20 protein-coding genes are annotated in these 25,258 nt (G+C 69.5%); 4 read left to right on the top strand and 16 right to left on the bottom strand.

Features of this window, described 5'->3' with window-relative positions:
- Window positions 1-3: 3 nt before the first annotated feature.
- The gene (fdxA, locus tag CLV30_RS16390; RefSeq protein ID WP_106538306.1) at window positions 4-333 is read right to left on the bottom strand and encodes a ferredoxin; all 330 of its coding nucleotides are present in this window, start codon (window positions 331-333) and stop codon (window positions 4-6) included.
- Between the two features lie 110 nt (window positions 334-443).
- On the opposite strand from fdxA, the gene CLV30_RS16385 reads away from it, so the two are divergent.
- The gene (locus CLV30_RS16385) at window positions 444-1,466 is read left to right on the top strand and encodes a GNAT family N-acetyltransferase (RefSeq protein WP_205741000.1); all 1,023 of its coding nucleotides are present in this window, start codon (window positions 444-446) and stop codon (window positions 1,464-1,466) included.
- Between the two features lie 98 nt (window positions 1,467-1,564).
- Here the strand turns inward: CLV30_RS16385 and CLV30_RS16380 are convergent, their stop codons facing one another.
- The 3 genes from CLV30_RS16380 to mshB all read right to left on the bottom strand — a co-directional run bounded on the left by CLV30_RS16380 (window position 1,565) and on the right by mshB (window position 5,001).
- A complete protein-coding gene (locus tag CLV30_RS16380; protein WP_106538305.1) occupies window positions 1,565-3,613 on the bottom strand; it encodes a VanW family protein in 2,049 nt (682 codons plus the stop codon).
- Window positions 3,614-3,685: 72 nt separating this feature from the next.
- Window positions 3,686-4,081: a DUF6113 family protein gene (locus CLV30_RS16375; RefSeq protein ID WP_106538304.1), complete on the bottom strand. Its 396-nt coding sequence runs from the start codon at window positions 4,079-4,081 to the stop codon at window positions 3,686-3,688.
- Window positions 4,078-5,001: an N-acetyl-1-D-myo-inositol-2-amino-2-deoxy-alpha-D-glucopyranoside deacetylase gene (gene mshB / locus CLV30_RS16370; protein ID WP_106538303.1), complete on the bottom strand. Its 924-nt coding sequence runs from the start codon at window positions 4,999-5,001 to the stop codon at window positions 4,078-4,080. Before mshB ends, CLV30_RS16375 begins: the two co-directional genes overlap by 4 nt.
- Before the next feature lie 258 nt (window positions 5,002-5,259).
- Between mshB and CLV30_RS16365 the strand changes: the two genes are divergently transcribed.
- Window positions 5,260-7,593 carry a sulfatase family protein gene (locus tag CLV30_RS16365; protein WP_106538302.1) on the top strand — a complete coding sequence of 778 codons (2,334 nt, stop codon included), beginning with the start codon at window positions 5,260-5,262 and terminating at the stop codon, window positions 7,591-7,593.
- Window positions 7,594-7,738: 145 nt separating this feature from the next.
- A complete protein-coding gene (locus CLV30_RS16360) occupies window positions 7,739-9,019 on the top strand; it encodes a sigma-54-dependent transcriptional regulator family protein (RefSeq protein ID WP_106538301.1) in 1,281 nt (426 codons plus the stop codon).
- A gap of 214 nt (window positions 9,020-9,233) precedes the next feature.
- Here CLV30_RS16360 and CLV30_RS16355 read toward each other — a convergent pair whose 3' ends face one another.
- The 6 genes from CLV30_RS16355 to CLV30_RS16330 all read right to left on the bottom strand — a co-directional run bounded on the left by CLV30_RS16355 (window position 9,234) and on the right by CLV30_RS16330 (window position 15,982).
- Window positions 9,234-10,340, bottom strand: coding sequence for an ABC transporter ATP-binding protein (locus CLV30_RS16355; RefSeq protein ID WP_106538300.1), 1,107 nt, complete (start codon window positions 10,338-10,340; stop codon window positions 9,234-9,236).
- Window positions 10,237-11,286: an ABC transporter ATP-binding protein gene (locus tag CLV30_RS16350; RefSeq protein WP_106538299.1), complete on the bottom strand. Its 1,050-nt coding sequence runs from the start codon at window positions 11,284-11,286 to the stop codon at window positions 10,237-10,239. Before CLV30_RS16350 ends, CLV30_RS16355 begins: the two co-directional genes overlap by 104 nt.
- A gap of 31 nt (window positions 11,287-11,317) precedes the next feature.
- Window positions 11,318-12,313 (bottom strand): ABC transporter permease, encoded by a 996-nt coding sequence (locus CLV30_RS16345; RefSeq protein ID WP_106538298.1) that lies wholly within the window; start codon window positions 12,311-12,313, stop codon window positions 11,318-11,320.
- Window positions 12,306-13,226, bottom strand: coding sequence for an ABC transporter permease (locus CLV30_RS16340; RefSeq protein WP_106538297.1), 921 nt, complete (start codon window positions 13,224-13,226; stop codon window positions 12,306-12,308). The genes CLV30_RS16345 and CLV30_RS16340 overlap by 8 nt, the downstream gene beginning before the upstream one ends.
- 179 nt (window positions 13,227-13,405) lie before the next feature.
- Window positions 13,406-15,055: a peptide ABC transporter substrate-binding protein gene (locus tag CLV30_RS16335; RefSeq protein WP_106538296.1), complete on the bottom strand. Its 1,650-nt coding sequence runs from the start codon at window positions 15,053-15,055 to the stop codon at window positions 13,406-13,408.
- 354 nt (window positions 15,056-15,409) lie between these two features.
- The gene (locus CLV30_RS16330) at window positions 15,410-15,982 is read right to left on the bottom strand and encodes a dienelactone hydrolase family protein (protein WP_106538373.1); all 573 of its coding nucleotides are present in this window, start codon (window positions 15,980-15,982) and stop codon (window positions 15,410-15,412) included.
- A 61-nt stretch (window positions 15,983-16,043) separates the two neighbouring features.
- On the opposite strand from CLV30_RS16330, the gene CLV30_RS16325 reads away from it, so the two are divergent.
- Entirely contained in the window at window positions 16,044-16,631 is a 588-nt protein-coding gene (locus tag CLV30_RS16325) for an ArsR/SmtB family transcription factor (protein ID WP_106538295.1), read from the top strand.
- Window positions 16,632-16,722: 91 nt separating this feature from the next.
- Here the strand turns inward: CLV30_RS16325 and typA are convergent, their stop codons facing one another.
- The 6 genes from typA to CLV30_RS16295 form a co-directional block, all read right to left on the bottom strand.
- Entirely contained in the window at window positions 16,723-18,597 is a 1,875-nt protein-coding gene (gene typA, locus CLV30_RS16320; protein ID WP_106538294.1) for a translational GTPase TypA, read from the bottom strand.
- A gap of 161 nt (window positions 18,598-18,758) precedes the next feature.
- Complete coding sequence (locus tag CLV30_RS16315) at window positions 18,759-19,679, bottom strand: PDDEXK family nuclease (protein ID WP_129711068.1); 921 nt, start codon at window positions 19,677-19,679, stop codon at window positions 18,759-18,761.
- Window positions 19,680-19,887: 208 nt separating this feature from the next.
- Complete coding sequence (locus CLV30_RS16310) at window positions 19,888-21,819, bottom strand: BCCT family transporter (protein WP_106538292.1); 1,932 nt, start codon at window positions 21,817-21,819, stop codon at window positions 19,888-19,890.
- 213 nt (window positions 21,820-22,032) lie between these two features.
- Window positions 22,033-23,073, bottom strand: coding sequence for an ABC transporter ATP-binding protein (locus CLV30_RS16305; RefSeq protein ID WP_106538291.1), 1,041 nt, complete (start codon window positions 23,071-23,073; stop codon window positions 22,033-22,035).
- The gene (locus CLV30_RS16300; RefSeq protein WP_240723353.1) at window positions 23,074-24,252 is read right to left on the bottom strand and encodes an ABC transporter ATP-binding protein; all 1,179 of its coding nucleotides are present in this window, start codon (window positions 24,250-24,252) and stop codon (window positions 23,074-23,076) included. It abuts the gene before it with no gap.
- Between the two features lie 3 nt (window positions 24,253-24,255).
- Window positions 24,256-25,236: an ABC transporter permease gene (locus CLV30_RS16295; RefSeq protein WP_205740999.1), complete on the bottom strand. Its 981-nt coding sequence runs from the start codon at window positions 25,234-25,236 to the stop codon at window positions 24,256-24,258.
- Window positions 25,237-25,258 lie beyond the last annotated feature (22 nt).

Raw genomic sequence — 25,258 nt, 5'->3', positions numbered from 1 at the left:
GCCTCAGTGCTCCCCGGTTTCCTGCGGCGGCAGCGCCGCCACCAGCGGGTGGTCCTTCGGGATCGCGCCGAGTTTCGCGGCGCCGCCCGGTGAGCCCAGGTCGTCGAAGAAGTCGACGTTGGCGGTGTAGTAGTCCTTCCACTCCGCAGGCACGTCGTCTTCGTAGAAGATCGCCTCCACGGGGCAGACCGGTTCACAGGCGCCGCAGTCGACGCACTCGTCGGGGTGGATGTAGAGCATCCGTTCGCCCTCGTAGATGCAGTCGACCGGACACTCCTCGACGCAGGCGAGATCCTTGAGATCGACGCACGGCTGCGCGATGACGTATGTCACGGCGATGTCCTCCTATCGAAAGCCGACGAGGGGGTGCCGGCTCAGTGGTCACGCGGACTACAGACCTAGTATCGCGATGGCATCTACCAATCGTCCATCAAGGCCAGCCTATGAGACAGCGATCCGGCACCCCCGCCCGGCCCGAACTCGTCGGCCGGCGCGTCGTCGTGCGCCACCGCATCCACGACCAGCGTTTCGGGGCGACCGACGTCCTGGGCACGCTGCTGTCGTGGTCGCCGGCGGGGCTGCGGGTGACGCCGGACCGCGGCGACGACGTGGTGGAGATCACCAACGACGACGTCATCGCCGTCAAGGCGATCCCGCAACGGACCGTGACCCGCCGCGACGTCCGTGACCTGGAGGCGGCCGCGGCCGCGGGCTGGCAGGCGCTCGAAACCGAGTGGATGGGCGGGTGGCTGCTCCGCGCCGCCGACGGGTTCACGCGCCGCGCGAACTCGTGCCTGCCCCTGGACGATCCCGGCCTGCCGCTCGCCGACGCCGTGGACGCCGTCGAACGCTGGTACCGCCGACGCGGTCTGGTGCCCGCGTTCCAGGTCCCGCAGCCGTTGGGCGGCGTGCTGGACCCGTTGCTGGACACGCGTGGATGGGACCGCGTCACCGAACCGGTGCTCGTCATGACCGCCGACCTCGACGACGTCGCAGCGGCCGCCCGTGCCGACCTGCCGCCGGTGCGCATCGACGACGAGCCCGACGCCGAGTGGCTGGCCGGGTACCACTACCGGGGCGGTGATCTTCCGGACCATGCCGTCGCGGTGCTCACTCACGCCGACACCGTCGCGTTCGCCTCGGTCGACGACGACGGCGGCAACGGCGACGGCGACGGCGTCGCGGGCCGGCGGCTGGCGATTGCTCGGGGCGCCGTCACCGAATCGCCGGCCGGACGGCGATGGCTGGGGCTCGCGGCGGTCGAGGTGGTGCCGGAGGCCAGGCGACGGGGCCTCGGCAGCCACATCGTCGCCGGGTTGGCGACCTGGGCGGCGGGGCACGGAGCGCGTCAGGCCTACCTTCAGGTCACCGAGTCGAACAGCGGCGCGCAGGCCACGTACCGCGGTGTCGGCTTCGCCGAGCACCACGCGTACCACTACCGCCGGCTGGCGCCGCCGGAGAGCTGACGCTCGCCCTGCTGCGCCATCACCAGGCCTGTGCACGCCTCACGAGGCTTGCAGGGGTGGTGACGCATCGAATTCCATGCGGAACGTGATCATTCCCGTCAGGGATCGTCGTTGCCGCCGGAATCGTCGTTGTTGCCGGAATCGTTGTTCTCGTCGTTCTCGTCGGAGTTGTTGTCCTCGTCGGGTTCGGGGCCGCAGACGACCTGGTGGTTGGGGTTGTACGTCCACGGGTCGGCCTCGTCCTTCACGAGCTCGCCGTCGGGGTTCCAGACCTTGCGGTACGAGGTGATGCTGAACCCCTGGCTTCCGCTCTGCGGCGAGCACTGATCCGACGTGTCGTAGATGGTGCGCGGTGAGGTGTAGTCGTGCCGCTCGGACAGCGACGTCTCCACCTCGAAGTGCTCGGTGCTCCAGAGCCGCACCGTGAGCGAGCCGTCCGAGCTGGGCGTGCTGGCCGTGAAGACGGTGTCGACCACGACGCCGTACGGGCTGTCGTTGGCGAAGCGCATGTCCTTGGCGCCCCACGCGACGGTCGCCTCCTGCCCGACCGGGTACCGGTCGAAGTAGATGGAGTGCGGCCAGTGCTCGACGTCCTCCAGGCCGGCCTTGTAGGCGGCGTGGAAGGTGGTGGTGGCGACCTGGGACACCCCACCGCCCAGCGCCTCGACGAGCCGTCCGCCGTTGATGATGGTGCCGGAGGTGAACCCGTTCGCCTCGGTGCGCTCGCCGACGATGCCGTTCAGGCTGAACTCGTCGCCGGGTTGCAGCAGCGTGTCGTCGATGCTCTCGGCCGCGGTGCCGATGTTGACGTTGCGGTACTCGGCGTACGGGAACGACGTGGTGAACTCGGAGATGACCTCGGTGACGCCCAGCTTCTCGGCACCCTCGGTCGTCAGCTCCGGCTCGACCTCGGTCAGCTCGACCTGCGCCTGCCGGGCGTCGCCGGAGCGCGACAGCGCCGGCAGCACCGCGTCCACCAGCATGCCGGGGGCGATGCCCTGTCCGGTCTCGCCCGGGACGACGGTGGGCTCGCCGCCCTCGATGGTGACCGTGGCGTTCTTGCCCTCCTGGCCGATCTCTTCCAACTCGTCGTGCGCGACGTCCATGAGCGCCTTGCCGTCGAGCTCCGGCCGCAGCGTGCCGGAGTCGTCCGGCGCCATGGACAGCGCCTGCCCCACGACGTCCGGAGCGATCTCGACGCTCTCGTCGCCGGCGACGACCGTGACCGGGGCCGCCATCGCGGGCTCGGCGAACTCCGAGACCGCCCGGTCGAGTTCGGCGGCGTCGACCGCCGGCTGGACCTCGTCGACGGCCAGCGGCACCTCGCCGATCGGCAGCTCGGCCCCGCCGTCACCGAAGTAGGCGTCGATCATCGCCTGCACGGTCGCCTCGACGTCCACGGCCCGGCCGGTCTGCGGCTCGCTGGTGACGACCTCACCGTCCTCGAAAGCCACTGCGGCGTTCACCGGATCGGTGTTGGCCCGCTCGGCGATGCCCTGCACGGCCGACTCGGCGGCGGCACGGTCGACCGCCGGGACCGGAGTGGTGTCGCCGGCTCCGAGCACAGCGTCGACCAGCGACAACGGGTTCGCACTGCCGCCGGGCACGGCGTCGACGGTCGCGCCGACGTCCACCGTCAACCCGGCCTCGGACGGCACGACCTCGTAGGTGGTCTCGCCGCCGGCGCTGAGCAGGATCGGCTCGTCGACCACGCCGGGAAGCCGCTCAGTCAGCCGGGCCTCGGCGTCGGCCGGGTCCATGCCGCCGACGTCGATACCGGCGACGGTGGCCCCGCGCGCCAGGGAGCCGCCCGCGACTGCGTAGAGCACGCCGTAGGCGACGCCCAGCACGCCGAGCACCACGGCGGCCGTGATGCCGACGCGGCGCAGCGTGCGGCGGCGCCCCGGCGAAGCCTCCGGAGCGGCATCCGGCGCGGGTTCGCCCGGAACGGCGCCGCCGGCTGTGTCGTATCTCTCACCCGTACCGAAGCCGCCGTGCGCGCCGGCCTGGGCGGTATTGTCGTGAGCAGTCGTCGAGTCCGGCACGACGCCGGTGGCGGACGTCGATTCGGTCGTGTCGGCGGCTCCGGCGCCGGTACCGTCGGAGTCGGCAGCGCCCCGACCTGGGGTGCCTGACTGATCGGTCACTCTCGGACACCTATCGTTCGAGTGGTCTCGGTTGCGGATCTCAGCAGGCCCGTCTCGGCTGCACGGCGCATCTTACGTGACCGCTCGCGGCGAGTTCCGCCCAGCGCCCAGCCCCAGTGCGACGGCGTGGCTCACGGACCCGCCGAACAGGAAGACGAGCCCGACCGGCTCCCCGGTGATCACCAGATCGTCGCCCGGCGAGTGCTGCGCGAGCACCAGCGTGGGCGCCAGCCACGCGACCGCGACGACGCCGCCTCCGGCCCGGGTCCGCGCACACGCGCGGGCCAGCACCGCGACGCCGGCGGCGCCGCCCACCGCCAGCACCAGGCCGGCGGGCGACGCCCACATGTGCACGAAGGCGCCGGCCACGGCCACCACCGCGGCCACCACGGCGAGCAGGAACACCCCGACGATCGGCAGGACACGTGCCCCGGTTCGGCGCCGGGCACCGCCTGCCGCCACGGTCACGGGACCACGCCGGCGAACAGGTCGGTCTCGACACCGGTGGCGGGGTCGACCGGCCCCTGGACACCGCGGACCAGCCGGTAGTGCTCCTTGGCCCAGATGCTCTGCCCGACGTTGTCGGCCAGCGCGAAGAACGGACCGTCGACGTCGATCTGGGTCGCGTGCGCGCGCATCGCCGCGACCTTCGCGTCGATGTGGGCGCCGCCGTCGACGACCGCGGCGACGTCGGCGTCCTCGACGACGAACCCGAGGTCGTCGGCGGACTCCACACCCCCGAAGCCGTCTTCGCCGCGCTCGCGCATCGCGTCGATGCCCTGCTGGATGGCGCTGCGGGGCATCGCCGTCCAGTAGACCTTCGCGATGTCCCAGCCGGCTCCCAGTTCGGGCCGGTAGGTCGGCACGGCGGCCAGCAGCGAGGCGTACATGGCCACCCGGTGTGCCTGGATGTGGTCCGGGTGGCCGTACCCGCCGTTCTCGTCGTAGGTCACCAGGACCTGCGGGCGAACCTCGCGGATGATCTCGACCAGGTGATCCGACGCGTCGCGCAGATCCGCCGCCCAGAAGCTGCGCGGGTCGACCTGCTCGGGCGCGACGGCCCGGCGGCCCTCGTCGCCCCAGACCATGCCGGAGTCGCGGTAGCGCCCCGGGCCGCCGAGGAAGCGGTGGTCGGACACACCGAGGTGTTTCATCGCCTCGGTGAGCTCGCCGACACGGTGCTCGCCGAGGCGGTCGTCGTGCTCGGGCGCCAGATGGGCCAGCTCGGGCACGAGAATCTCGCCGAGCTCGCCTTGAGTGCAGGTCACGAGGGTGACGTGGGCGCCTTCGGCCGCGTACCTGGCCATGGTGGCGCCGGTGCCGATGGTCTCGTCGTCGGGGTGGGCATGAACGAGCAGGACACGGCGGTCAACGGTGGAATCGGGCATGGACCCAGCCTAGTGAGACCTCGGTCCCCGGTCCGACCTCGGCCCAGCGGATCGAGCCGCCGGAGCACCTCTCGTCCCTATTGACCCGATATGGGAAGAGGTCTAGCCTCTGTGGATTGAGGTCTAACCTCCGGTCATCGCCGTTGTCGATAGTCGCCCTGTGAGGCCCACATGTCCAACGCGAGTCAAGACCCGACCACCCTGACGCGGCGAAGTGGGCACGCCCCCTTCCCGGCCCGGCGGAGGAGGTGAACACCGATGACGGCTGAGAAACAGCAGCAGCGTCGCGGGCTGACCCGGCGAGATCTGCTCAAGACGAGCGGGGCCGGGTTGGCCGGCACGGCACTGGCGTCCGCGCCGTACTCGGCCATGGCGAGCCCGCGCGACGGCGCCGCCGGCAGGCGGCCGAACTTCGTGTTCGTCTACACCGACGATCTCGGCTACGGAGAGCTCGGCTGCTACGGCCAGGAGCACATCCGCACGCCGCACCTGGACCGGCTGGCGTCGGAGGGCGTGCGCTTCACCAACCACTACGCCGGCTCGCCGATCTGCGGCCCCTCGAGGTGCACCCTGCTCACCGGACTGCATGTCGGCCACAGCACGGTGCCGAAGAACCCGTTCGGCGAGGACGAGCGGAGCTCGCTGCGGCAAGAGGACGTCACGTTCGCCGAGGTCCTCAAGGCCACCGGCTACCGGACCGCCTGCTACGGCAAGTGGGGACTCGGGCTCGAGAATCCGGACCAGCCGAGCCACCCGAACCGGCGTGGCTTCGACGAGTTCTTCGGTTACATTTCGCACCGGCACGCGCACGACCACTACCCGACGTATCTGTGGGACAACGGCGACCGGGTGAACCTGCCGGAGAACGAGAACGGCCGGAAGGCGGCCTTCGCCCCGGACCTGTTCACCGACAGGGCGCTGGACTTCATCGAGCGCAACCGGGACGACCCGTTCCTGCTGTTCCTGCCCACCACGCTGCCGCACTCGCCGCAGGACGTTCCCAGTCTGGCGCCGTACGAGGACCGGCCGTGGGGCGAGGGCGAGAAGGCGCATGCGGCACAGATCACCCGGATCGACAGCCACGTCGGGCGGATCATGGACACGCTGGCCGACCTGGGCCTCGACGAGGACACGATCGTCTTCTTCACCAGCGACAACGGACCACACCAGGCGGGCAGACCGGGCTTCGACGCCGAGTTCTTCGACAGCAACGGCGGGCTGCGGGGGTACAAGCGCAACCTGTACGAGGGTGGCATCCGGGTGCCGATGATCGCGTGGGCGCCCCGGATCCTGCGCCGGACCGCGGGGAGCACCAGCGACCACGTCTGGGCCTCTCACGACGTCTTCCCGACCCTGGCCGACTTCGCGGGCGCCCCGGTCCCCGACGACCTGGACGGCATCTCCATGCGCGGTGCGCTGGACGGCGCGCCGAGCCGCCGGCCGCGCGAGCACGACTACCTGTACTGGTTCCGGCTGGACCGACACGTCGGGAGCGCACCCGCGAGGGAAGCGGACCGGGGAAGGATCCTCACGCTGTGCGAAGCGGTCCGCCGGGACGACTGGAAGGCGGTGCGGTTCGCTCCTGGCCGCGACCGGTTCGTGCCCGACGAGCAGTGGGACGTCGAACTCTACGATCTCGGCACGGACCCCGGCGAGACCACGAACGTGGCTGCCGACCATCCCGAGGTCGCCCTGAGCATGGTGGCGCTGATGCACGAGGCGTGGGAGGAACGCCCGTTCGAGCGCGACGTCTGGAGCCCCGAGGACCTCTCGGTCGCCGGCCCGGAGTTCCTGGTGGCCGGCGCGACGTCCACCGTCACCGTCACCTTCACCAACCACCGGCAGCACGCCGTCTCCGACGTCGCGCTGATGCTGGACGCCCCGGACGGCTGGCGCGTCGCGTCGGTGTCCGACAGCACCTTCCGCGCCGTTCACCCGGGGCAGTCCGTGGACGCCAGCTGGGAGGTTTCGCTGCCGGCGGGTACCGAACCGAGCCCGAGCGGCTACGAGACGTCCTCCGTGCCCGGCCCGGACGCCTACCGGGTCCGTGCGTCCGCGTCCCACCGCAGCGGCGGCCGCCGGGGAGGCACCCGGTTGCCGGTCATCGTGACCGTCGTTCCCGCGGCTCCTGAGCGCGACACCTACCTGAGCGACCTGGCCTGGATCTCGGCGGCCAACGGCTACGGTCCCCTGGAGCGGGACATGGGCAACGGCCGGCAGGGAGCCGACGACGGGGCCACGATCAGCCTGGACGGGCGGACCTACGACAAGGGCCTCGGCAGCCATGCGCCCGCCGACGTCCGCTACTACCTCGGAGGCAACGGCACACGTTTCGTCGCCGACGTCGGCATCGACGACTTCAAGAGACCCGGCCGGGGACGCGTGACGTTCTACGTGTTCGGCGACGGCGAGATGCTCTACGACAGCGGCATGCTGGACGCCACCGACCCCCCGAAGGCCGTCGACGTCGACATCAGCGGCGTACAGGTGCTCAAGCTGACCGTCGAGCACGCGACGGACAGCACCGCTGACGGCCATGCCTCCTGGGGAACCGCCCTGGTGCGGTGCTCGGACGCGGGGCGGGAACCGTGAGGTGATCGGACGCTTCCCCACGGTGGCGGCCGCGGCGCCGGCACACCCCGCATGCCGATCACCACCGGAGGCTCTACGCTGGGTTTGAACATCGACGTCGAGCGGACCGGCTGCTCGGAAGGTCGGCCCCGTGGGGAGAACAGAGATGTCCAAGCTCTCGCTCGCGCTGCCGCAGGGCGCCGACCCCACCAGCCGCTGGCGCAGCACCATCCGCGCCCACGAGCAGTTCGTCTCCGCGCCCGGGCAGGACGTCCTCGACGTGCGTCCGATGGTGCTCGAGTCCTGGCGGCGATCCGCGGCGATGCGTGTCGACCCGGACCGTCGGGCCTCGCCGCTGACCCTGGACGACGCGGATCTCGAGTCCGCACGGCGCTCGCACCCGCTGTCCAGGGCGATGCCCGTCGTACGCAAGCTGCTGGTCGACGGCGCCTCCGACGCCGGCGTGATCGTCGTCGTCGGCGACGCGCAGGGCCGCCTCCTGTGGACCGAGGGTGACGATCAGCTACGCCGCCGGGCCGAGCGCATGCACCTCGTGGCCGGCGCGACCTGGCGCGAGGACGACATCGGCACCAACGCCATCGGCACCGCTCTCGCCGTCGGCGACACCGTCCAGGTGTTCGGCAGCGAGCACTACGCCCGGACCGTCCAGCCCTGGAGCTGTACCGCTGCGCCGATCCGCGACCCGTGGTCCCGAGACGTCATCGGGGTCCTGGACATCACCGGCGGCGCGGACGTGGTGTCGCCCCAGTCGGCGTTCCTGGTCCGCTCCGCGGTCGCCGCCATCGAGGCCGAGCTACGGTTCGCGCCCCGGCTGGACATGACCGACGACGACAACGGTTCCGGACGCCTCGCCGTGCTCGGGCGCGACCGGGGCGCGCTCACGCTGCAGGGCCGGCCGGTCCAGGTGAGTCTGCGGCACACCGAGCTGTTGCTGCTGCTGGCCGCCAATCCCGAAGGGCTGTCGGCCGCCGACCTGGCGTGGAAGATGTACGAGCACGACGCCGCCGAGGTCACGGTCCGCGCGGAGGTCTCGCGTCTACGCAAGGCGATCCCCGGCCTCGTCTCCCCCTCGGCGCGATATCAGCTGTGCACGGAGATCCACACCGACGCCGCGGAGGTCGCCGACTGCCTCTCCGCCGGCGATTACGCCCGTGCCGTCGAGCTCTATCGCGGCGAACTGCTCCCGCGCTCGACGGCGCCGGGCGTCGTGACGATGCGCTACCGGCTGCACGGCTGGCTGCGCAACGCGCTGCTCAGCCACGGCGACACCGAGGCGCTGCACCGCTACGTGCGCTCGCCCGCGGGAGCCGAGGACGTCCAGGCGTGGCGGAGCTACCTCGATCGGCTGCCGTCGGACTCGTCGGCCCGCGCGGAGGTGTCGGCGGTGCTCGCCGAACTCGAGGCCGACCTCGGCGACGGTCGCTGACGCGCCGCCGCGGAGCGAGCCCGCCGCGGGTGGTCGACGGCCGGGTCACGATGTCGGACCGTCACGGAAAGTGACCTTCCGGTCACACCGTGTCAATGTCGCAACGGCGATGCAACGTCAGGTCCATTACTCTCGGTAGCACGACCGGGCGGGTGACCCAACAAACCCAGCCCGCCCCGTGCCCGCCCGGTCGAACCCCTTCTTCGGGCCACACTCAGTGGTGAACGACGACGTCCTCGCGCACGTCCGCGTAGTGACACGCCGACTCGTGGTCGCTGCCCGGCCGGACCACCAGCTCGGGCGTCTGCTCGGCGCACAGGTCGGTCGCCTTCCAGCACCGGGTGCGGAACCGGCAGCCGCTGGGCGGGCTGGCAGGGCTGGGCACGTCGCCGGACAGCAGGATCTGCTGACGCTGGCCGCGCACCGACGGGTCGGGCACCGGAACCGCGGACAGCAGCGCCTGGGTGTACGGATGCGTCGGCTTCTCGTAGATCTGCGCGTCCGAGCCGATCTCGGCGACACGGCCGAGGTACATGACCGCCACCCGGTCCGAGATGTGCCGCACCACGGACAGGTCGTGAGCGATGAAAATGTAGGACAGCCCGAACTCGTCCTGCAGGCTCTCGAGCAGGTTCACCACCTGCGCCTGCACCGACACGTCGAGCGCCGACACCGGCTCGTCGCAGATGATGACGTCCGGGCGCAGGGCCAGCCCGCGCGCGATGCCGATGCGCTGGCGCTGCCCACCGGAGAACTGGTGCGGGTAGCGGTTGATGTGCTCCGGGTTCAGCCCGACGATGTCGAGCAGTTCCTGGACCTTCGCCCGGCGCTGGCCCTTCGGCGCCGCCTCGGGGTGGATCTCGTACGGCTCGCCGACGATGTCGCCGACGGTCATCCGCGGGTTCAGCGACGAGTACGGGTCCTGGAACACGATCTGGATCTTGCGCCGCATCTCGCGCAGCGCCTTGCCCCGCAGGTCGTAGATGTTCTCGCCGTTGTACATGACCCGTCCGCTGGTGGGCTCCTCGAGCCGCATCAGCAGCTTCGCCAGCGTCGACTTCCCGCAGCCGGACTCGCCCACGACGCCCAGAGTCTCGCCTTTGCGCAGCTCGAAGGACACGCCGTCGACGGCCTGCACGGAACCGACATGGCGCTTGAAGACGATGCCCGTCGTCAGCGGGAAGTGTTTGACGAGGTTCTGGACGTCGAGGACGGCATCACTGCTCGGCGTTGTCGAAGTCACCCTCGAGCACCTCCTGTGCGAAGTGGCACGCGCTGAACCGCCCGGGAGCGATCTCGAGCAGCGGCGGCCGGGTGTCATGGCAGATCTGCTGGGCGTACGGGCAACGGGGCCGGAACTCGCACCCTTCCGGGATCCTGCTGAGGTTCGGCGGCAGGCCCTTGATGGCCGACAGTTCCTGGCCCTTGAGGTCCACCCGCGGAATCGATCGCAGCAGGCCCTCGGTGTACGGGTGCGCCGGCGCCCCGTAGATGTCGTGCACCGACGCCTGCTCCATGATCCGGCCGGAGTACATGACCTCGATGGTGTCCGCGACGTCGGCCACGACGCCGAGGTCGTGGGTGATCAGGATCATGCCCATGTTGCGCTCGCGCTGCAGGTCCGCGAGAAGGTTCATGATCTGTGCCTGGACGGTCACGTCCAGCGCGGTGGTGGGCTCGTCGGCGATCAGCACGTCCGGGTCGAGCGCGATGGACATCGCGATCATGATGCGCTGGCGCATACCGCCGGAGAACTGGTGCGGGTAGTCGTTCACCCGCTCGCGCGCGGCCGGGATACGCACCTGGTCCATCAGGTCGACGGTCCGGGCGCGCGCGTCCTTCTTGGACAGCCCTTCGTGCACGCGGAACATCTCCGCGATCTGCCAGCCCACCGGGAACACCGGGTTCAGCGACGACAACGCGTCCTGGAAGATCATCGCGACGCTGCGCCCGCGGTAGGCGCGGCGTTCCTCCTCCGGCAGCTGCAGCAGGTCCTGCCCCCGGAACCGGACCGCGCCACCGGTGACGTAGCCGGGAGGCGTGTCGAGGATGCCCATGATGGCCTGCGCCGTCACGCTCTTGCCGGAGCCCGACTCGCCGAGCACCGCCAGGGTCTCGCCCTCGCTCAGCGTGTAGGACACTCCGTTGACGGCCTTCGCGACGCCGTCACGGGTGCGGAACTCGACGTGCAGGTCGTCGACCTCCAGCAGCGGAGCCGCACCGGCGTCCGGCGGCCGCGGCGCGGCCGAGGGTTCTGTCGTGGCCACTAGTTCGTCCTCCTCGAGGCTCGCAACTGCCCTAGCGCAGCTTCGGGTCGAAAGCGTCGCGCACCGCGTCGCCCAGCATGATGAACGCGAGCACCGTCACGGAGAGGAACGCACTCGGAATCAACAGCATATGCGGCGACTGGCGTACGTAGTCCTGCGCGCTGTTGATGGCGATGCCCCAGGAGATCACCGGCGGCTGCAGCCCGATGCCCAGGAACGACAACGTCGCCTCGACGCCGATGAACACACCGAGGGTGATGGTCGCGTAGACGATGACCGGTGCCATGGCGTTCGGCAGCACGTGACGCATCAGGATCCGCCGGGTGCCGCCGCCCAGTGCACGGGCCGCTTGGACGTAGTCGGCCTGCTTCACCTGGATCACCGTGGAGCGCATGATCCGGGTGACACTGGTCCAGCCGAGCACACCGAGCGCGAGCACCACCTTGGCGATGGTGACCCACTCCGCCGTGCCCTGCCCGGACGGGAACGTCGCCAGCACGATGATCGCACCGAGCAGCAGCGGGATGGCGAAGAAGATGTCGGTGAACCGGGACAGGAGCGCGTCGACCCAGCGGCCGTAGAAGCCCGCGAACATGCCGATGAGGCTGCCGACCACGCACACCACCACCGTGGCGAACACCCCGACCAGGATGGACGCGCGGGCGCCGTACACGGTGCGCGCGTAGATGTCGCAGCCCTGCAGGTCGTAGCCGAGCAGCGACCCGTCGCCGGGCGCCTGTCGCGAGAACTGCAGGTTGCAGTACCGCGGGTCGGCGTTGGTGAACAGGCTGGGGAACGCGGCCATCACGATCAGCACCAGGACGATCCCGCTGGAGATCAGGAAGACCGGGTTGCGCCGCAGGTCGCGCCAGGCGTCGCCGGCCAGCGACCGGGCCTTCTCCGGGCCCGGGTCGCCGTTCGTCGCCGGCGCGGCGTCCTCTTCGGCCACCGCGGTGCCGCCCGGCGCCGCCACCTCGCCGCCGAGACCGGCGCCGCGCGGGTTCGATTCAGTGGAGCCACTATTCATAACGGATCCTCGGGTCGAGCGCCGCGTACAGCAGGTCGACGAACAGGTTGACGAGCAGGAACACCAGCACCAAGATCGTGACCGCCGCGGTGACCGTCGCGCCTTCACGGTCGCGGATGCCGCGGAAGATCATGTTGCCGACGCCGGGGATGTTGAAGATTCCCTCGGTGACGATCGCGCCGCCGAGCAGGTTGCCGAAGTCCGCGCCGATGAACGTGACGACCGGGATCAGTGAGTTGCGCAGGGTGTGCACGCCGATGACGCGCTTCTGCGGCATGCCCTTCGCCGTTGCCGTGCGCACGTAGTCCGAGCGCAGGTTCTCGACCAGGTTGGTCCGCATCAGCCTCGCCACGTACGCGAGCGACAGGCTGCCCAGGACGAACCCTGGCAGGATCAGCGAATAGACCGTGCCGTCGTAGGTGACGGGCAACCACCCCAACTGCACGCCGACGACGATCTGCGCCACCAGCCCGATGACGAACACCGGGATGGAGACCACGACCAGCGTGCTGACCAGGACGAGATTGTCGATGAAACCGCCGCGGCGCAGGCCCGCGACCACGCCGGCCGCGATGCCGATGACGAGCTCGAAGACGATCGCGATCACCGCGAGCTGGACGGTCGTCGGATAGCGCTGCAGGAGCTCGTTGACGATCTCGGTGCCGCGGAACGTCTCGCCGAAGTTGCCCTGCATCAGGTCGACCATGTACAGGCCGTACTGCACCAGCAGCGGCTCGTCGAGGTTGTACTCCGCGGTCATCATGCTGATGTATGCCGGGGGGCATGCTCGGTCGCCGCATTTGCCGGCGAACGGGTCCCCGGGAAGCGCCCACACCATCGTGTAGATGATGAACGTCGTTCCGATGACCACCGGGATCATCTGCAAGAGGCGCCGGATGACGTATCGGCCCATGTGCCTTCCTTACCGGATGCCGAGTGCGCGTCGCTGCACAGGAGTCTGCCATCCGAGTTCCGCCGGCCGGCCTCCGACCCGGACTCGGGCCGTGGGCCGGCCGGCGGAACACCTCGGACAGACCACGCCGGTCCGCCACGCCCGGTGCGATTCCGGTGTGGCGGACCGGCGTCCGTGCCTCAGCTCGTGGTGGTCACGCTGGTCAGGTCGACAGTGCCGAACGGCGTGATGTGGACGTTGTCGACGTTGGTGGAGTAGCCGGCAACGACCTTGTAGTACCACATCGGGATGGCCGTCATCTCCTCGGCCAGCAGCGCCTCCGCCTGGTTGTACAGCTCGGCGGCCTCCTCGCCGGTCTTGGTGGCGGCCTCGTCGACCAGCCGGTCGAACTCCGGGTTGCTGTAGTCGCCGTCGTTCGAGGACGCGCCGGTCTTGTAGAGCGGCACCAGGAAGTTCTCGGCCGACGGGTAGTCCATCCGCCACCCGGTGCGGAACATGCCCGGCATCTCACGGTTGCCGATCTTCGTGCGGAACGTCGCGAAGTCGACCTCGGGAGCACCGTTGCACTTGATGTCCAGGGTGTTGCGGATGCTGTTGCAGGTCGCGTCCACCCAGCCCTGGTGGTCGGCGTCGGCGTTGTAGGACAGCGTCAGGGTGCCGTCATAGCCTCCGGCCTCGGCCAGCAGGTCCTTAGCCTTCTGCGGGTCGTACTGGCAGAAGCCACCGCAGGCGCCGGGCTTGTACCCGTCGACGGTCGGGGCGACCCAGCCGGTGGCCGGCGTCTTCGTCCCGGCGAAGATGGACTCGATGATCGACTCACGGTCGATGGCCATCGAGATCGCCTGCCGCAGCTTCGGGTTGGCCAGCTCCGGCGACACCGACTCCGGCGCGAACGTCACGGTCTGGATGGTGCCGACCTCGCGCTCGACGAACCGCTCGCCGAGGTCGTTCTTGTACGCCTCGCCCGCCAGCGCCGACGTCGGCAGCTGCGGCATCAGGTCCAGCTGGTTGGCCTGCAGGTCGTTGTAGGCAGCGTTGTCGTCCTCGTAGATCTCGAACGTCGCCGACTCGATCTCCGGCTCCATCTCGCCGGCGTAGTCGTCGTACTTGGAGATCTTGATGGAGCGGTTCTTCTCCCACGAGTCGAACTTGAACGGCCCGGACCCGACGGGCGCGTCACCGAAGGCCTCGGGGTCCTCGAAGAAGACCTCGGGCAGCGGGGCGAACGCCGAGTAGCCGACCATCAGCGGGAACGAACCGCGCGGCTCCTTGAGCGTCACCTCGAAGGTGTGCTCGTCGATGACCTTGAGCCCGGACATCTTCTCCGCCTTGGCCGAGCCCTCGATGTACGCGCCTTCCTCGTCGAACTCGCCGGCGACCGCGTCGTAGCCCTTGAAGGGCTCGAAGAAGTACTGGTTGTACTGGGCGTTGGAGCCGTGGGCGGTGTAGTTCCACGCGTCGACGAAGCTCTGCGCGGTGATCGGGGTGCCGTCGTGGAACGTCCAGCCGTCCTTGATCGTGATGGTCCAGACCCTGTTGTCCTCGGACTCGATCGATTCGGCGATGTCGTTGTGTGGCTGTGCGGTCTCGGGGTCGTAGCGCACCAGCTTCGAGAACAGCTGCTGGACGACGTCACCGCCGCAGGTCTCACCGGTGTTGCCGGGAACCAGCGGGTTCTGCGGGTTACAGCCGCGGACGGTCACGTGCCCGCCTCCGCCTTCGGCCGAGCCGCCTCCGCCGTCGCCGCTGTCATCACCACCGCACGCGCTCAGGGCGAGCGCCATTGCGGCGGCCCCGGCCACCGCCGACTTGCGTGCCGAGACTCGCATGGATGCCTCCTGGGGTCTGCCTGAGGTAAGGGCCACACGGCCGCACCGGTTGGTACGCCGTAGCGACGGGTTCGCAGCCTTGATCCCAGGCATGGAGACACCGACGCGAACTACTTTCTATGCGGCCCAGTGTCTGGCGGCAAGCCCATACACGAGACGGACGTCACTCCGCAATCAGAATGTGACCTCTCCGGCGAATTGCCGTGATCCTCCGCCTACCAGCGAAGATGGCCGGAAGATTTGCCGCTCGAACTCGTCGGCGGTCGACGATCGCACGTTCGTGAGCTTCTTGGTGACGGGCACCTCGTCGTGGCTGACCGGATTGCCGTGCGGTAGCGCTGAGCGCCGCGGCGGTCAGGACAGCCGGTCCAGAAACGTGAGCGTGCGCTCGGTGAGGTCTCCGGTTGCGGACTCGTCGTGGCCGGCCAAGGACGAATCCGCGAACAGGTGCGCGGTGCCGGGGTACAGGAACAACTCGGCGTCCCCGGCCGCTGCGACGAGTTCCCGAGCGGCCGCCAGATCCTCGTCGAACCACTCGTCGTCCGACCCACCATGAACCTGCACTGGAAGGTTCTGGGGCCATGCCTCGCCGAACTCACTCACGGGCAGGCAGGCATCGAAGAACAACGCGCCGAGGGCACGCGGACGGGTCTGGGCGAGCTTCTGGGCCGGCATCACGCCCATGGAGAACCCCGCATAGACGATCTCGGTGGGCAACGACTCGACGGCCCTGACGCCTCGCTCCGTGACCTTCCCGAACCCGATCTCCCGGGCATGGGCGACGCCCGCCTCGAGGTCGTCGAAGGTCCGTCCGTCGAACACGTCCGGGAGGTGCACGTGATGACCAGCGTCATGGAGGCGGCCGGCGAACGCACGCATCCCGTCGGTCAAGCCCTGCGCGTGGTGGAACACGACGATCTCGGCCATGTGCACCTCCATCTAATGAACCAAAAAATTAGTACGTTCCAGGACGCTAGTATGTTCAGCGATGGAAAGCAACCTCCCTGACTACGAACTCGAGGACCAGCGCGCTCTCACCGAGCCGGAACAGGTCAAGGCCCTGGCCCACCCGATGCGCACCACGATCCTGGGGCTCCTGCACGAGCGGGCGGCGAGTGTGACCGAGCTGAGTACGGCGCTGGACCGGCCCAAGAGCACGGTCGCTCACCACGTCAACGTGCTCGTCGACGCGGGGCTGCTGAAAGTCGTCCGCACCCGGCGAGTCCGGGCCATCGAGGAGTCGTTCTACGGACGCACTGCCAGGTCCTTCCACGTCGCGGACACGAGCCCTTCCGGCCGAAGGCTGCCCGTGGACTTCAACGACTTCGAGGTCGCCGCACGTGAGTCCCAGCCGGCGTACGCCGAGGGCGAGCTGTGGGGTTTCATCCGGCACGCTCGAATCAGTCCGGAGCGCAAGCGCGAGTTCTGGCGGCGGATGTCCGCGCTGGTGCAGGAGTTCGACGCGCTGCCACGCGAAGGCGACCTCGTCCATGGGTTCGCGGTCGGGATCTATCCCATCGCGGACTATCCCCAGTTGCCGGAGTCCCGGACGTCGACAGCGGAACCGGGCCCGTGATCACGCCGCCAGGGCGCGGCCCGCTCCGACGTCCCCGGCTCCGGGGCCCGTCCCGGGTCCCTGACGCCGGGCGTCGGGCACGGGCTGCCGCTCAGCGCGCCGGCGGTCCACCGTGCTTGCGACGCGACGCGGCACGCCCGCGCTCGGCACTGTCCAGGACCACCTTGCGGATACGCACGGCCTCCGGCGTCACCTCCACGCACTCGTCGTCGCGGCAGAACTCCAGCGCCTGCTCGAGCGAGAGGTGCTGCGGCGGAACCAGCCGCTCGAGCTCGTCGGCGGTCGACGATCGCACGTTGGTGAGCTTCTTCTCCTTGGTGATGTTCACGTCCATGTCGTCGGCACGCGCGTTCTCGCCGACGATCATGCCCTCGTACACCTCGGTGCCCGGCTCCACGAACAGCGTTCCGCGTTCCTGCAGGTTGAACATGGCGTACGAGGTCGCCGCGCCGGGCCGGTCGGCGACCAGCGAGCCGGACGGGCGGGTCCGCAGGTCACCCGCCCACGGTTCGTAGCTCTCGAACACGTGGTGAGCGAGCCCGGTGCCGCGCGTCTCGGTCAGGAAGTGGGTGCGGAACCCGATCAGCCCGCGTGCGGGCACCACGAACTCCATCCTGATCCAGCCGGTGCCGTGGTTCGTCATCTGCTCCATGCGGCCCTTGCGGGAGGCCAGCAGCTGCGTCACGGCGCCGAGGTAATCCTCGGGGCAGTCGACCGTGAGCCGCTCGAACGGCTCGTGCACGGCGCCGCCGACGTCCTTGGTGACGACCTGCGGCTTGCCGATGGTGAGCTCGTAGGCCTCGCGGCGCATGGTCTCGACCAGCACCGCCAGCGCGAGCTCGCCACGGCCCTGCACCTCCCACGCGTCGGGACGCTCGGTGGGCAGCACCCGCAGCGACACGTTGCCGATGAGCTCGGCGTCGAGGCGGTCCTTCACCAGCCGTGCCGTGACCTTGGTCCGGCCGGACCGCCCCGCCAGCGGCGACGTGTTGGCGCCGACGGTCATCGACAGCGCGGGCTCGTCCACGGTGATCAGCGGCAGCGGACGCGGGTCGTCCGGGTCGGCCAGCGTCTCGCCGATGGTGATGTCCGGGATGCCGGCGACGGCGATGATGTCGCCCGCGGACGCGGACTCCGACGGCACCCGGTCCAGCGCCTCGGTCACCAACAGTTCGGTGATCTTGACCCGGTTGATGCTGCCGTCCTTGCGGCACCAGGCGACCTGGGAGCCCTTGACGATCTCGCCCTCGCGCACCCGGCACAGCGCCAGCCGGCCCAGGAACGGGGACGCGTCCAGGTTGGTCACGTGCGCCTGAAGCGGCGCCCCCTCGGTGTACGTGGGCGCCGGAACCGTGTCGAGGACAGTGTCGACGAACGGGCTCAGGTCGTCACCGTCCGGCACCTCGCCGTCCGCCGGCCGATGCAGCGACGCCTTACCGTCGCGAGCGCAGGAGTAGACGATCGGGAAGTCCAGCGCGTCCTGGTCGGCGGTGTCGTCGAGCAGGTCGAGGAACAGTTCGTAGGTGTCGTCGACCACCTCCGCGATGCGGGCGTCCGCCCGATCCGTCTTGTTCACGACGACGATGATCGGCATCTTCAGATGCAGCGCCTTGCGCAGCACGAACCGGGTCTGCGGCAACGGCCCCTCGCTGGCGTCGACCAGCAGGACGACACCGTCGACCATGGACAGTCCTCGCTCGACCTCGCCGCCGAAGTCGGCGTGGCCGGGCGTGTCGATGATGTTGACGGTCGTCTCGCCCCACCGCACCGCGGTGTTCTTGGCGAGAATCGTGATGCCCTTCTCGCGCTCGAGGTCGCCGGAGTCCATGACGCGTTCGGCCACGTCCTGGTTTTTGCGGAACACGCCCGACTGCCACAACAGGGCGTCGACGAGTGTGGTCTTGCCGTGGTCGACATGGGCGACGATGGCGACGTTGCGGAGGTCGTCACGGCGGCGCGTGGACATGCTGAGGTCTCGTTCCTGGCTGGGGGATGCGACGCCCCATCTTACGTGCTCCCGGAATGTACGGCCGAGCCGGAAAGTGTGGAGGTGGTGTCGCCAGAACCACACGACCTTCACACCGTCTGGTCGTGACCGACACCGACCTCACACGGTCGGCCTCCGCATCACGCCGCGGAGCGGTTCGAGCCCGCCGTCACCGCGTCCTCGATCTGGTTCAGGACCGACGCAGGCTCCTCGCGCAGGCGACGCGGCGAGATCGGCACCACGGCCCAGCCGAGCGCCGCATAACGTGCGCGACGACGCTCGGTACGCTCGACGGCTTCACCGCCCCGATGCCACTCCGCCGAGTCGATCTCGACGACGACTCGGGCCTCGGCCCAGCACGCATCGGGGACGAGCAGTCCGCCGGTTCCGTCGGGCAGCGGCTCGTTCCACCGTGGCTCGGCGAGCACCGCCGAGCTGCGGACGAGGTCACGCAGCTCGCATTCCGGCGCGGACCGGCACCCTGCGGCGACGTCATCGAGGGCTTGCCGCACGAGACGGGCGCCCTTCCACCGGGCTGCACCGGCCTGCGTGCGGATCCGCTCCGGAGTCGTCAGTCTCGTTTGGACGCTCTCACACAGCAGCGCCCTCACCTCACGCAGTCGTGTCCTGTCGACGCAGGCATCCACCACCGCTCGTTCCGGCGGCGCGACGGGAACGCCGCGCAGCTCACGCGCCAGCGGCATCGAACGGACGCGCCGGAGGACCGCGACCGGCCGACAGGACCGCTGAACGTCGGCCGGCACGAGCAACATCAGTGGTCCGTGCGGGACGTACCTCAGCCCGTAACCCCGGCAGGCGACCACTCCGGTGACGACGGCCCCGGGGCCGGCTCGCAGAAGGGCTGCCCGGACCACATGACGTTGCTGCAACGGACCGGTGAAGTCCGCATAGACGCCGTCGAGGACGCGCTGCCACCGCCCACCGTCGCCGAGTGCGTGCCGCACCGCCGCGACGGTCATGCCGAGGCTCAGAGCCTGGGACCGCGTCACCAGGCCGTCCTGCTCGCGTGCGACACGCACTACCTCGTCCGGAACCCGCATGGGTCGAGCGTCACCCGGCCGGAGCACGCTCGCACCCCACTCGAGGCCAACTGTGGAAAAGCGGGGGCCGAGCCGGCAGCCTGTGGGCGCGCGCCGCCGGTGCAGAGGCGAGAACGGTGTGAGGGTGGTGTCGCCGGAGCGACACCACCCTCACACCGATTCGTCGTGACCGACACTCATTTCACACTGTGCCGACCGACACCGGACGTCACTCGTCCTTGCCCTGCTCACCGCCCTTGCGACGCGGCCTGCGCAGGCGCCTGGCGTGTCCAGACGGGGACACCGCGCCGCCACCGGCCGAGCCACCGGCGGACCCGTCGCCGCTGCCGGCCTCGCCGTTGGCACGTTCACCGTCGGGCAGTGCGCCGACACCGACGAGTGCCTGGTCGATGCGGTCGTCGACCTGCTCGCCGAAGTGATCGTCGAAGTTGTCGGTGAGATCACCGGTGACGCTCTGGGTGATGTGCCGCTGCAACTCCTCACGGCGTTGCCGCCGTTGCGCTGCCTGCAGCACCCGGTGTTCGGACTTCAACGACTTGTACGTCGCCACCATGATCACGATCATCACGACGCTGAACGGCAACGCCGCGATGATCGCACCGGTGCGCAACGCCGCCAGTCCGCCTGCCAGCAGCAGCGCGATCGCGATGGCTCCCTCGAGCACCGCGAACAGCACCCGGCTCCACTTCGGCGGTTCCGGCTCGCCGCCGGAGGCCAGCATGTCGACCACCAGCGACCCGGAGTCCGACGACGTGACGAAGAAGATCGCGACCAGCACCACCACGATGACGGTCAGGATGCCGCCCATGGGCAGGTCGCTGACCATGTTGAACAGCACGTTCTCGGGGATGACCCGCTCGAACATGCCCTCCTCGCCGCGGCTGACCAGCCCGCCTTCGCCGTACAGCTGGCGGTACAGCGCACTGCCGCCCATCACGGCGAACCACAGGAAGGTGACCATGGTCGGCACGATCAGCACGCCGGCGACGAACTCGCGGATGGTCCGGCCGCGGGAGATGCGGGCGATGAAGACACCGACGAAGGGCGCCCACGAGATCCACCAGCCCCAGTAGTACGTCGTCCAGGATCCCTGCCAGGCCTGGCCGGCGTCACCGGTGTAGGTACTGGTGTCGAACGTGGTCGGCAGCACGTCCTGCAGGTACACGCCCATGGACTGGACGAAGTCGCGCAGGAAGAACAGGCTCGGGCCGACGATCAGCATGACGACCAGGAACACCGCCGCCAGGCCGAGGTTGAAGTTGGACAGCCACTTGATGCCCTTGCCGACACCCGAGACCACGGAGACGGTGGCGAGCGCGGTGATGATGACGATCAACGTGACGAGAACGCCGTCGGTGGGCTCGTCGAACACGCCCATCTCGACGAACCCGGCCGCGATCTGGCTCACGCCCAGGCCGAGCGAGGTGGCGACACCGAACAGCGTGCCGATGATCGCGATGATGTCGATGACGTCGCCGATCCAGCCGCGGACCCGGTCGCCCAGCACGGGCTCGAGGGCCCAGCGGATCGAGACCGGACGGCCCTTGCGGTGGATGGCATAGGCCAGCGCGAGACCGACCACGACGTAGATCGCCCACGCGTGGAATCCCCAGTGCACGAACGTCTGGGCCATCGCGTCCTGGGCCAGCTCGGCGCCCTCCGCGCCGATGCCCTCGCGGCCGTGACCGTCCTCGCCGAGGGCGCCGCCACCGTCGGTGCCGGGCTTCGGGGAGTCGTAGTGGATCAGCGGCTCGGCCGCGCCCCAGAACACCAGGCCGATGCCCATGCCGGCGGCGAAGAGCATCGCGAACCAGGCGAGGAGGCTGAACTCGGCGTCCTCGTCGTCCTTGCCGAGTTTGATGTCACCGAACCGGCTGACGCCCATCCAGATCGAGAACACCACGAACACGGCGACGAGCAGGGTGTAGTACCAGCCGAACCCGCCGACGATGTCGGTCTGGACGTTGCTGAGGAACTCGCCCACGTCGTCCGGGAACGACACCGTGATGATCACCACGAACGCGAGGATGATCAACGACGGATAGAAGACCTTGGGAGCCACGCCGTGTTTGTTGCCCGCACCGGGCTCGTATGGGTCGAGTGGCTTTCCTGATTTGGCGACATCCGTCGGTGGGCTCATTCGACTCGCCTTTCATTCGACAACACACGTATGCCGAAGCTGACGGGTCGGCCTCGGCCGTGTCACACAGTTTCGCCTCGACGATACCGTCGTCAAACCAGTCTGGGAATCGTTGCACGTCCGCAACACCCGACATCCCTGGACAAACGTGACCAGGCAGGCGGACGCCGCGCTACCCTGCCGACTCGGCGCGTGACCAGGCGAATGACCCTGTCACGAGGGGACCCGCACGACCTCCTCGGCGAAGTGGCACGCCACCGGGTGGCCCTGGCCGCGGTCGACCAGCGCCGGCTCCTCGGTGGCGCAGATGTCCTGCGCCTTCCAGCATCGCGTGCGGAACCGGCACCCGCTCGGCGGGTCGATCGGGCTCGGCACGTCGCCGGCCAGGATGATCCGCTCGCGGTGGCGCTCGACCCGCGGATCGGCGGTCGGCGCGGCCGACAACAGCGCCTGCGTGTACGGATGCGCCGCGCGGGTGTAGATCTCGTCCTTGGTCCCCGACTCGACGATCTTGCCGAGATACATCACGGCAACCCGGTCGCAGATGTGGCGCACCACCGAGAGGTCGTGCGCGATGAACAGGTACGCCAGGTCGAGCTCGTCCTGCAGGTCCTCGAGCAGGTTGACGACACCCGCCTGCACCGAGACGTCCAGCGCCGACACCGGCTCGTCGAGCACCAGCATCCGCGGCTCCAGCGCCAGCGCCCTGGCGATGCCGACGCGCTGGCGCTGCCCGCCGGAGAACTCGTGCGGGTAGCGGTTGCCGTGCTCGGGGTTGAGGCCGACCAGGCGCAGCAGCTCGCCGACGCGTTCCAGCCCGCCCGGGCCGTAACTGCCGTGCACCTTCATCGGCTCGCCGACGATGTCGTTGACCGGCATCTTCGGGTTCAGCGACGCGAACGGGTCCTGGAACACGATCTGCAGGTCACGCCGCAGCTCACGCATCTGCTTGGTGGAAAGCCCGGTGAGCTCGCGTCCGTCGTAGCGGACCGATCCGCCCGTGGGCTTGTGCAGCTGCAGGATGGCCCGGCCGGTGGTGGACTTCCCGCAGCCGGACTCGCCCACCAGGCCGAGCGTCTCACCCGCGTCGACGTGCAGCGAGACACCGCTGACCGCGTGCACCTGGCCGATGGTGCGCCGCAGCAGCCCTTCGCCCTTGACGGGGAACTCCATGACGAGGTCGTCCACCTCGAGCAGGTGGGCGCCGGAGCCTCCGGGCGAGGAACCGGACGGCCGGTCGTCCGTGACTGTCATCTACGACGCCTCACTTTCGCTGCGGAAGAACGTCGTCGGGTCGTCGGCCTCGGCGAGGCGCCGCCAGTGGTGGCACGCGGCGACGTGACCCGTGACGTCGGTGTCGAACAGCTCCGGCTCGGTCTGGCGGCACAGGTCGGTCGCCAGCGGGCAGCGTGGCGAGAACGGGCAGCCGGCCGGCAGGTGGATCAGCGACGGCGGCGTGCCGTGGATCGGCCGCAGCCGGCCGTCGTCATCCGAGTCCAGCGACGGGATGGAGCCGAGCAGCCCTGCCGTGTACGGCATCCGCGTGCGGTAGAAGATGTCGTCTGTCTCGCCGACCTCGACCGCGCGTCCGGCGTACATGACCAGCACCCGGTGCGTCATCCCCGCGACGACGCCGAGGTCGTGGGTGATCAGCACGATCGCGGCGCCGATGGCGTCCTTCACCTCGACCAACTTCTCGAGGATCTGCGCCTGGACGGTGACGTCGAGCGCGGTCGTCGGCTCGTCGGCGATGATGACGTCCGGATCGTTGATGATGGCCATCGCGATCATCGCCCGCTGCCGCATGCCGCCGGAGAACTCGTGCGGGTAGTTGCGCAGCCGCGTCTTCGGCTGCGGGATGCCGACCATGCCCAACGCCTCCTCCGCGCGGGCGAGCGCCTTCTTGCGCGGCATCAGCTCGTGCGAGAGCACCGCCTCGGCCAGCTGGTCGCCGACCGTGTGCACCGGGTTCATGGCGGTCATCGGGTCCTGGAAGATCATCGCGATCTTGCGCCCGCGCAGGCTGCGCTGGACCGCCGGTGGCATGCTCAGCACGTCCTCGCCGCGGAACGAGACGTCGCCGCTGATCCGCGCCGAGCGTGGCAGCAGCCCCATGACCGCCATCGACGACACCGACTTCCCGGAGCCGGACTCGCCGACGATGCCGAGCACCTCGCCCGCGTGCAACGCGTACGAGACACCGCGCACCGCGTGCACCACGCCGTCGTCGGTCGGGAACTCGACACTGAGATCGTCGACGCGCAGCAGCTCTTCGCCGCCGACGGCCGAGCGGCCGAGGTGGCCGACGTGCGCCTGGGTTGCCGACTTGACCTGCTCGGTGGGCTCGGCGGCGCCGACGTCCAGCGGGTCGGAGCCGGCCGCGCCCATCGACCGGTGGTCGACGAACGGGTCGTCGGACGAGGGTTTGGTCATGGTCTAGCTCCGCACCTTGTTCTGCCGGGGGTCGAACGCGTCGCGCAAGCCGTCGCCGATGAAGTTGACGGTCAGTGCGATGGCCACGATGAACACACCCGGCCAGATGAACAGCCATGGCCGGGTGACGAAGGCGCCCTGGTAGACGCTGACCAGCCGTCCGAGCGACGTGTCCGGCGGCTTGACGCCGAAGCCGAGGAACGACAGCGCGGTCTCGAGGATGACCGCGCCGGCCAGGCTCAGCGTCGCGCTCACCAGGATGACGCCGAGCGTGTTCGGCAGGATGTGCTTGCGGATGATCCGCCACGCCGGCGTGCCCGCCGCGCGCGCCGCCTCGACGAACTCCTTCTCGCGCAGTGACAGGAACTCGCCGCGCACGATCCGCGCCAGCCCGGTCCAGGTGAACAGCGCGATGACGACGGCGAGCCAGAACGGTCCCGCGTTACCGGCCTGGTTCGCGATCACCGCCACGATGGCCAGCAGCGGCATGATGATGATGACGTCGGTGAAGCGCATCAGGATCGTCTCGGTCCACCCGCGGAAGAAGCCCGCGGCCGCGCCGATCAGCACGCCGATGAACGATCCGAGCCCGCCGACGATGAACGCGATCATCAACGAGATCTGGGTGCCGCGCATCGTCAGCGCGAAGTAGTCGATGCCCTTGTTGTCCTGGCCGAACGGATGCTCGCCGAGATGTATGCCGTCGCCGCCGAGGAAGCCGGGCACCACCGACAGTGTCGGCCGGCCGCCGTCGACGACCGTCCCGATGGTCGTGTAGTCGTGCTTCCACCACCCGGGGATCGGCCCGATGCCGGTCGAACTGAAGGACAGAACCAGGATGGCCACGAACACCACCAGCGAGATCATCGCCAGCCGGTGCCGGAAGAACCGCCGCCGCACGAGTTGGCCCTGGGTCCGCGCGACGACCGCGATCCCCTGGTCCTCGTCACCCGCCCCGGGCCGCTGCTGATCTGGTGTGCTCACGTGTGGTCTCCTCCGCTCTGGC

The organism is Haloactinopolyspora alba, assembly GCF_003014555.1.
Classification (GTDB): domain Bacteria; phylum Actinomycetota; class Actinomycetes; order Jiangellales; family Jiangellaceae; genus Haloactinopolyspora; species Haloactinopolyspora alba.
This window is presented reverse-complemented; position numbering and strand designations above follow the sequence as displayed.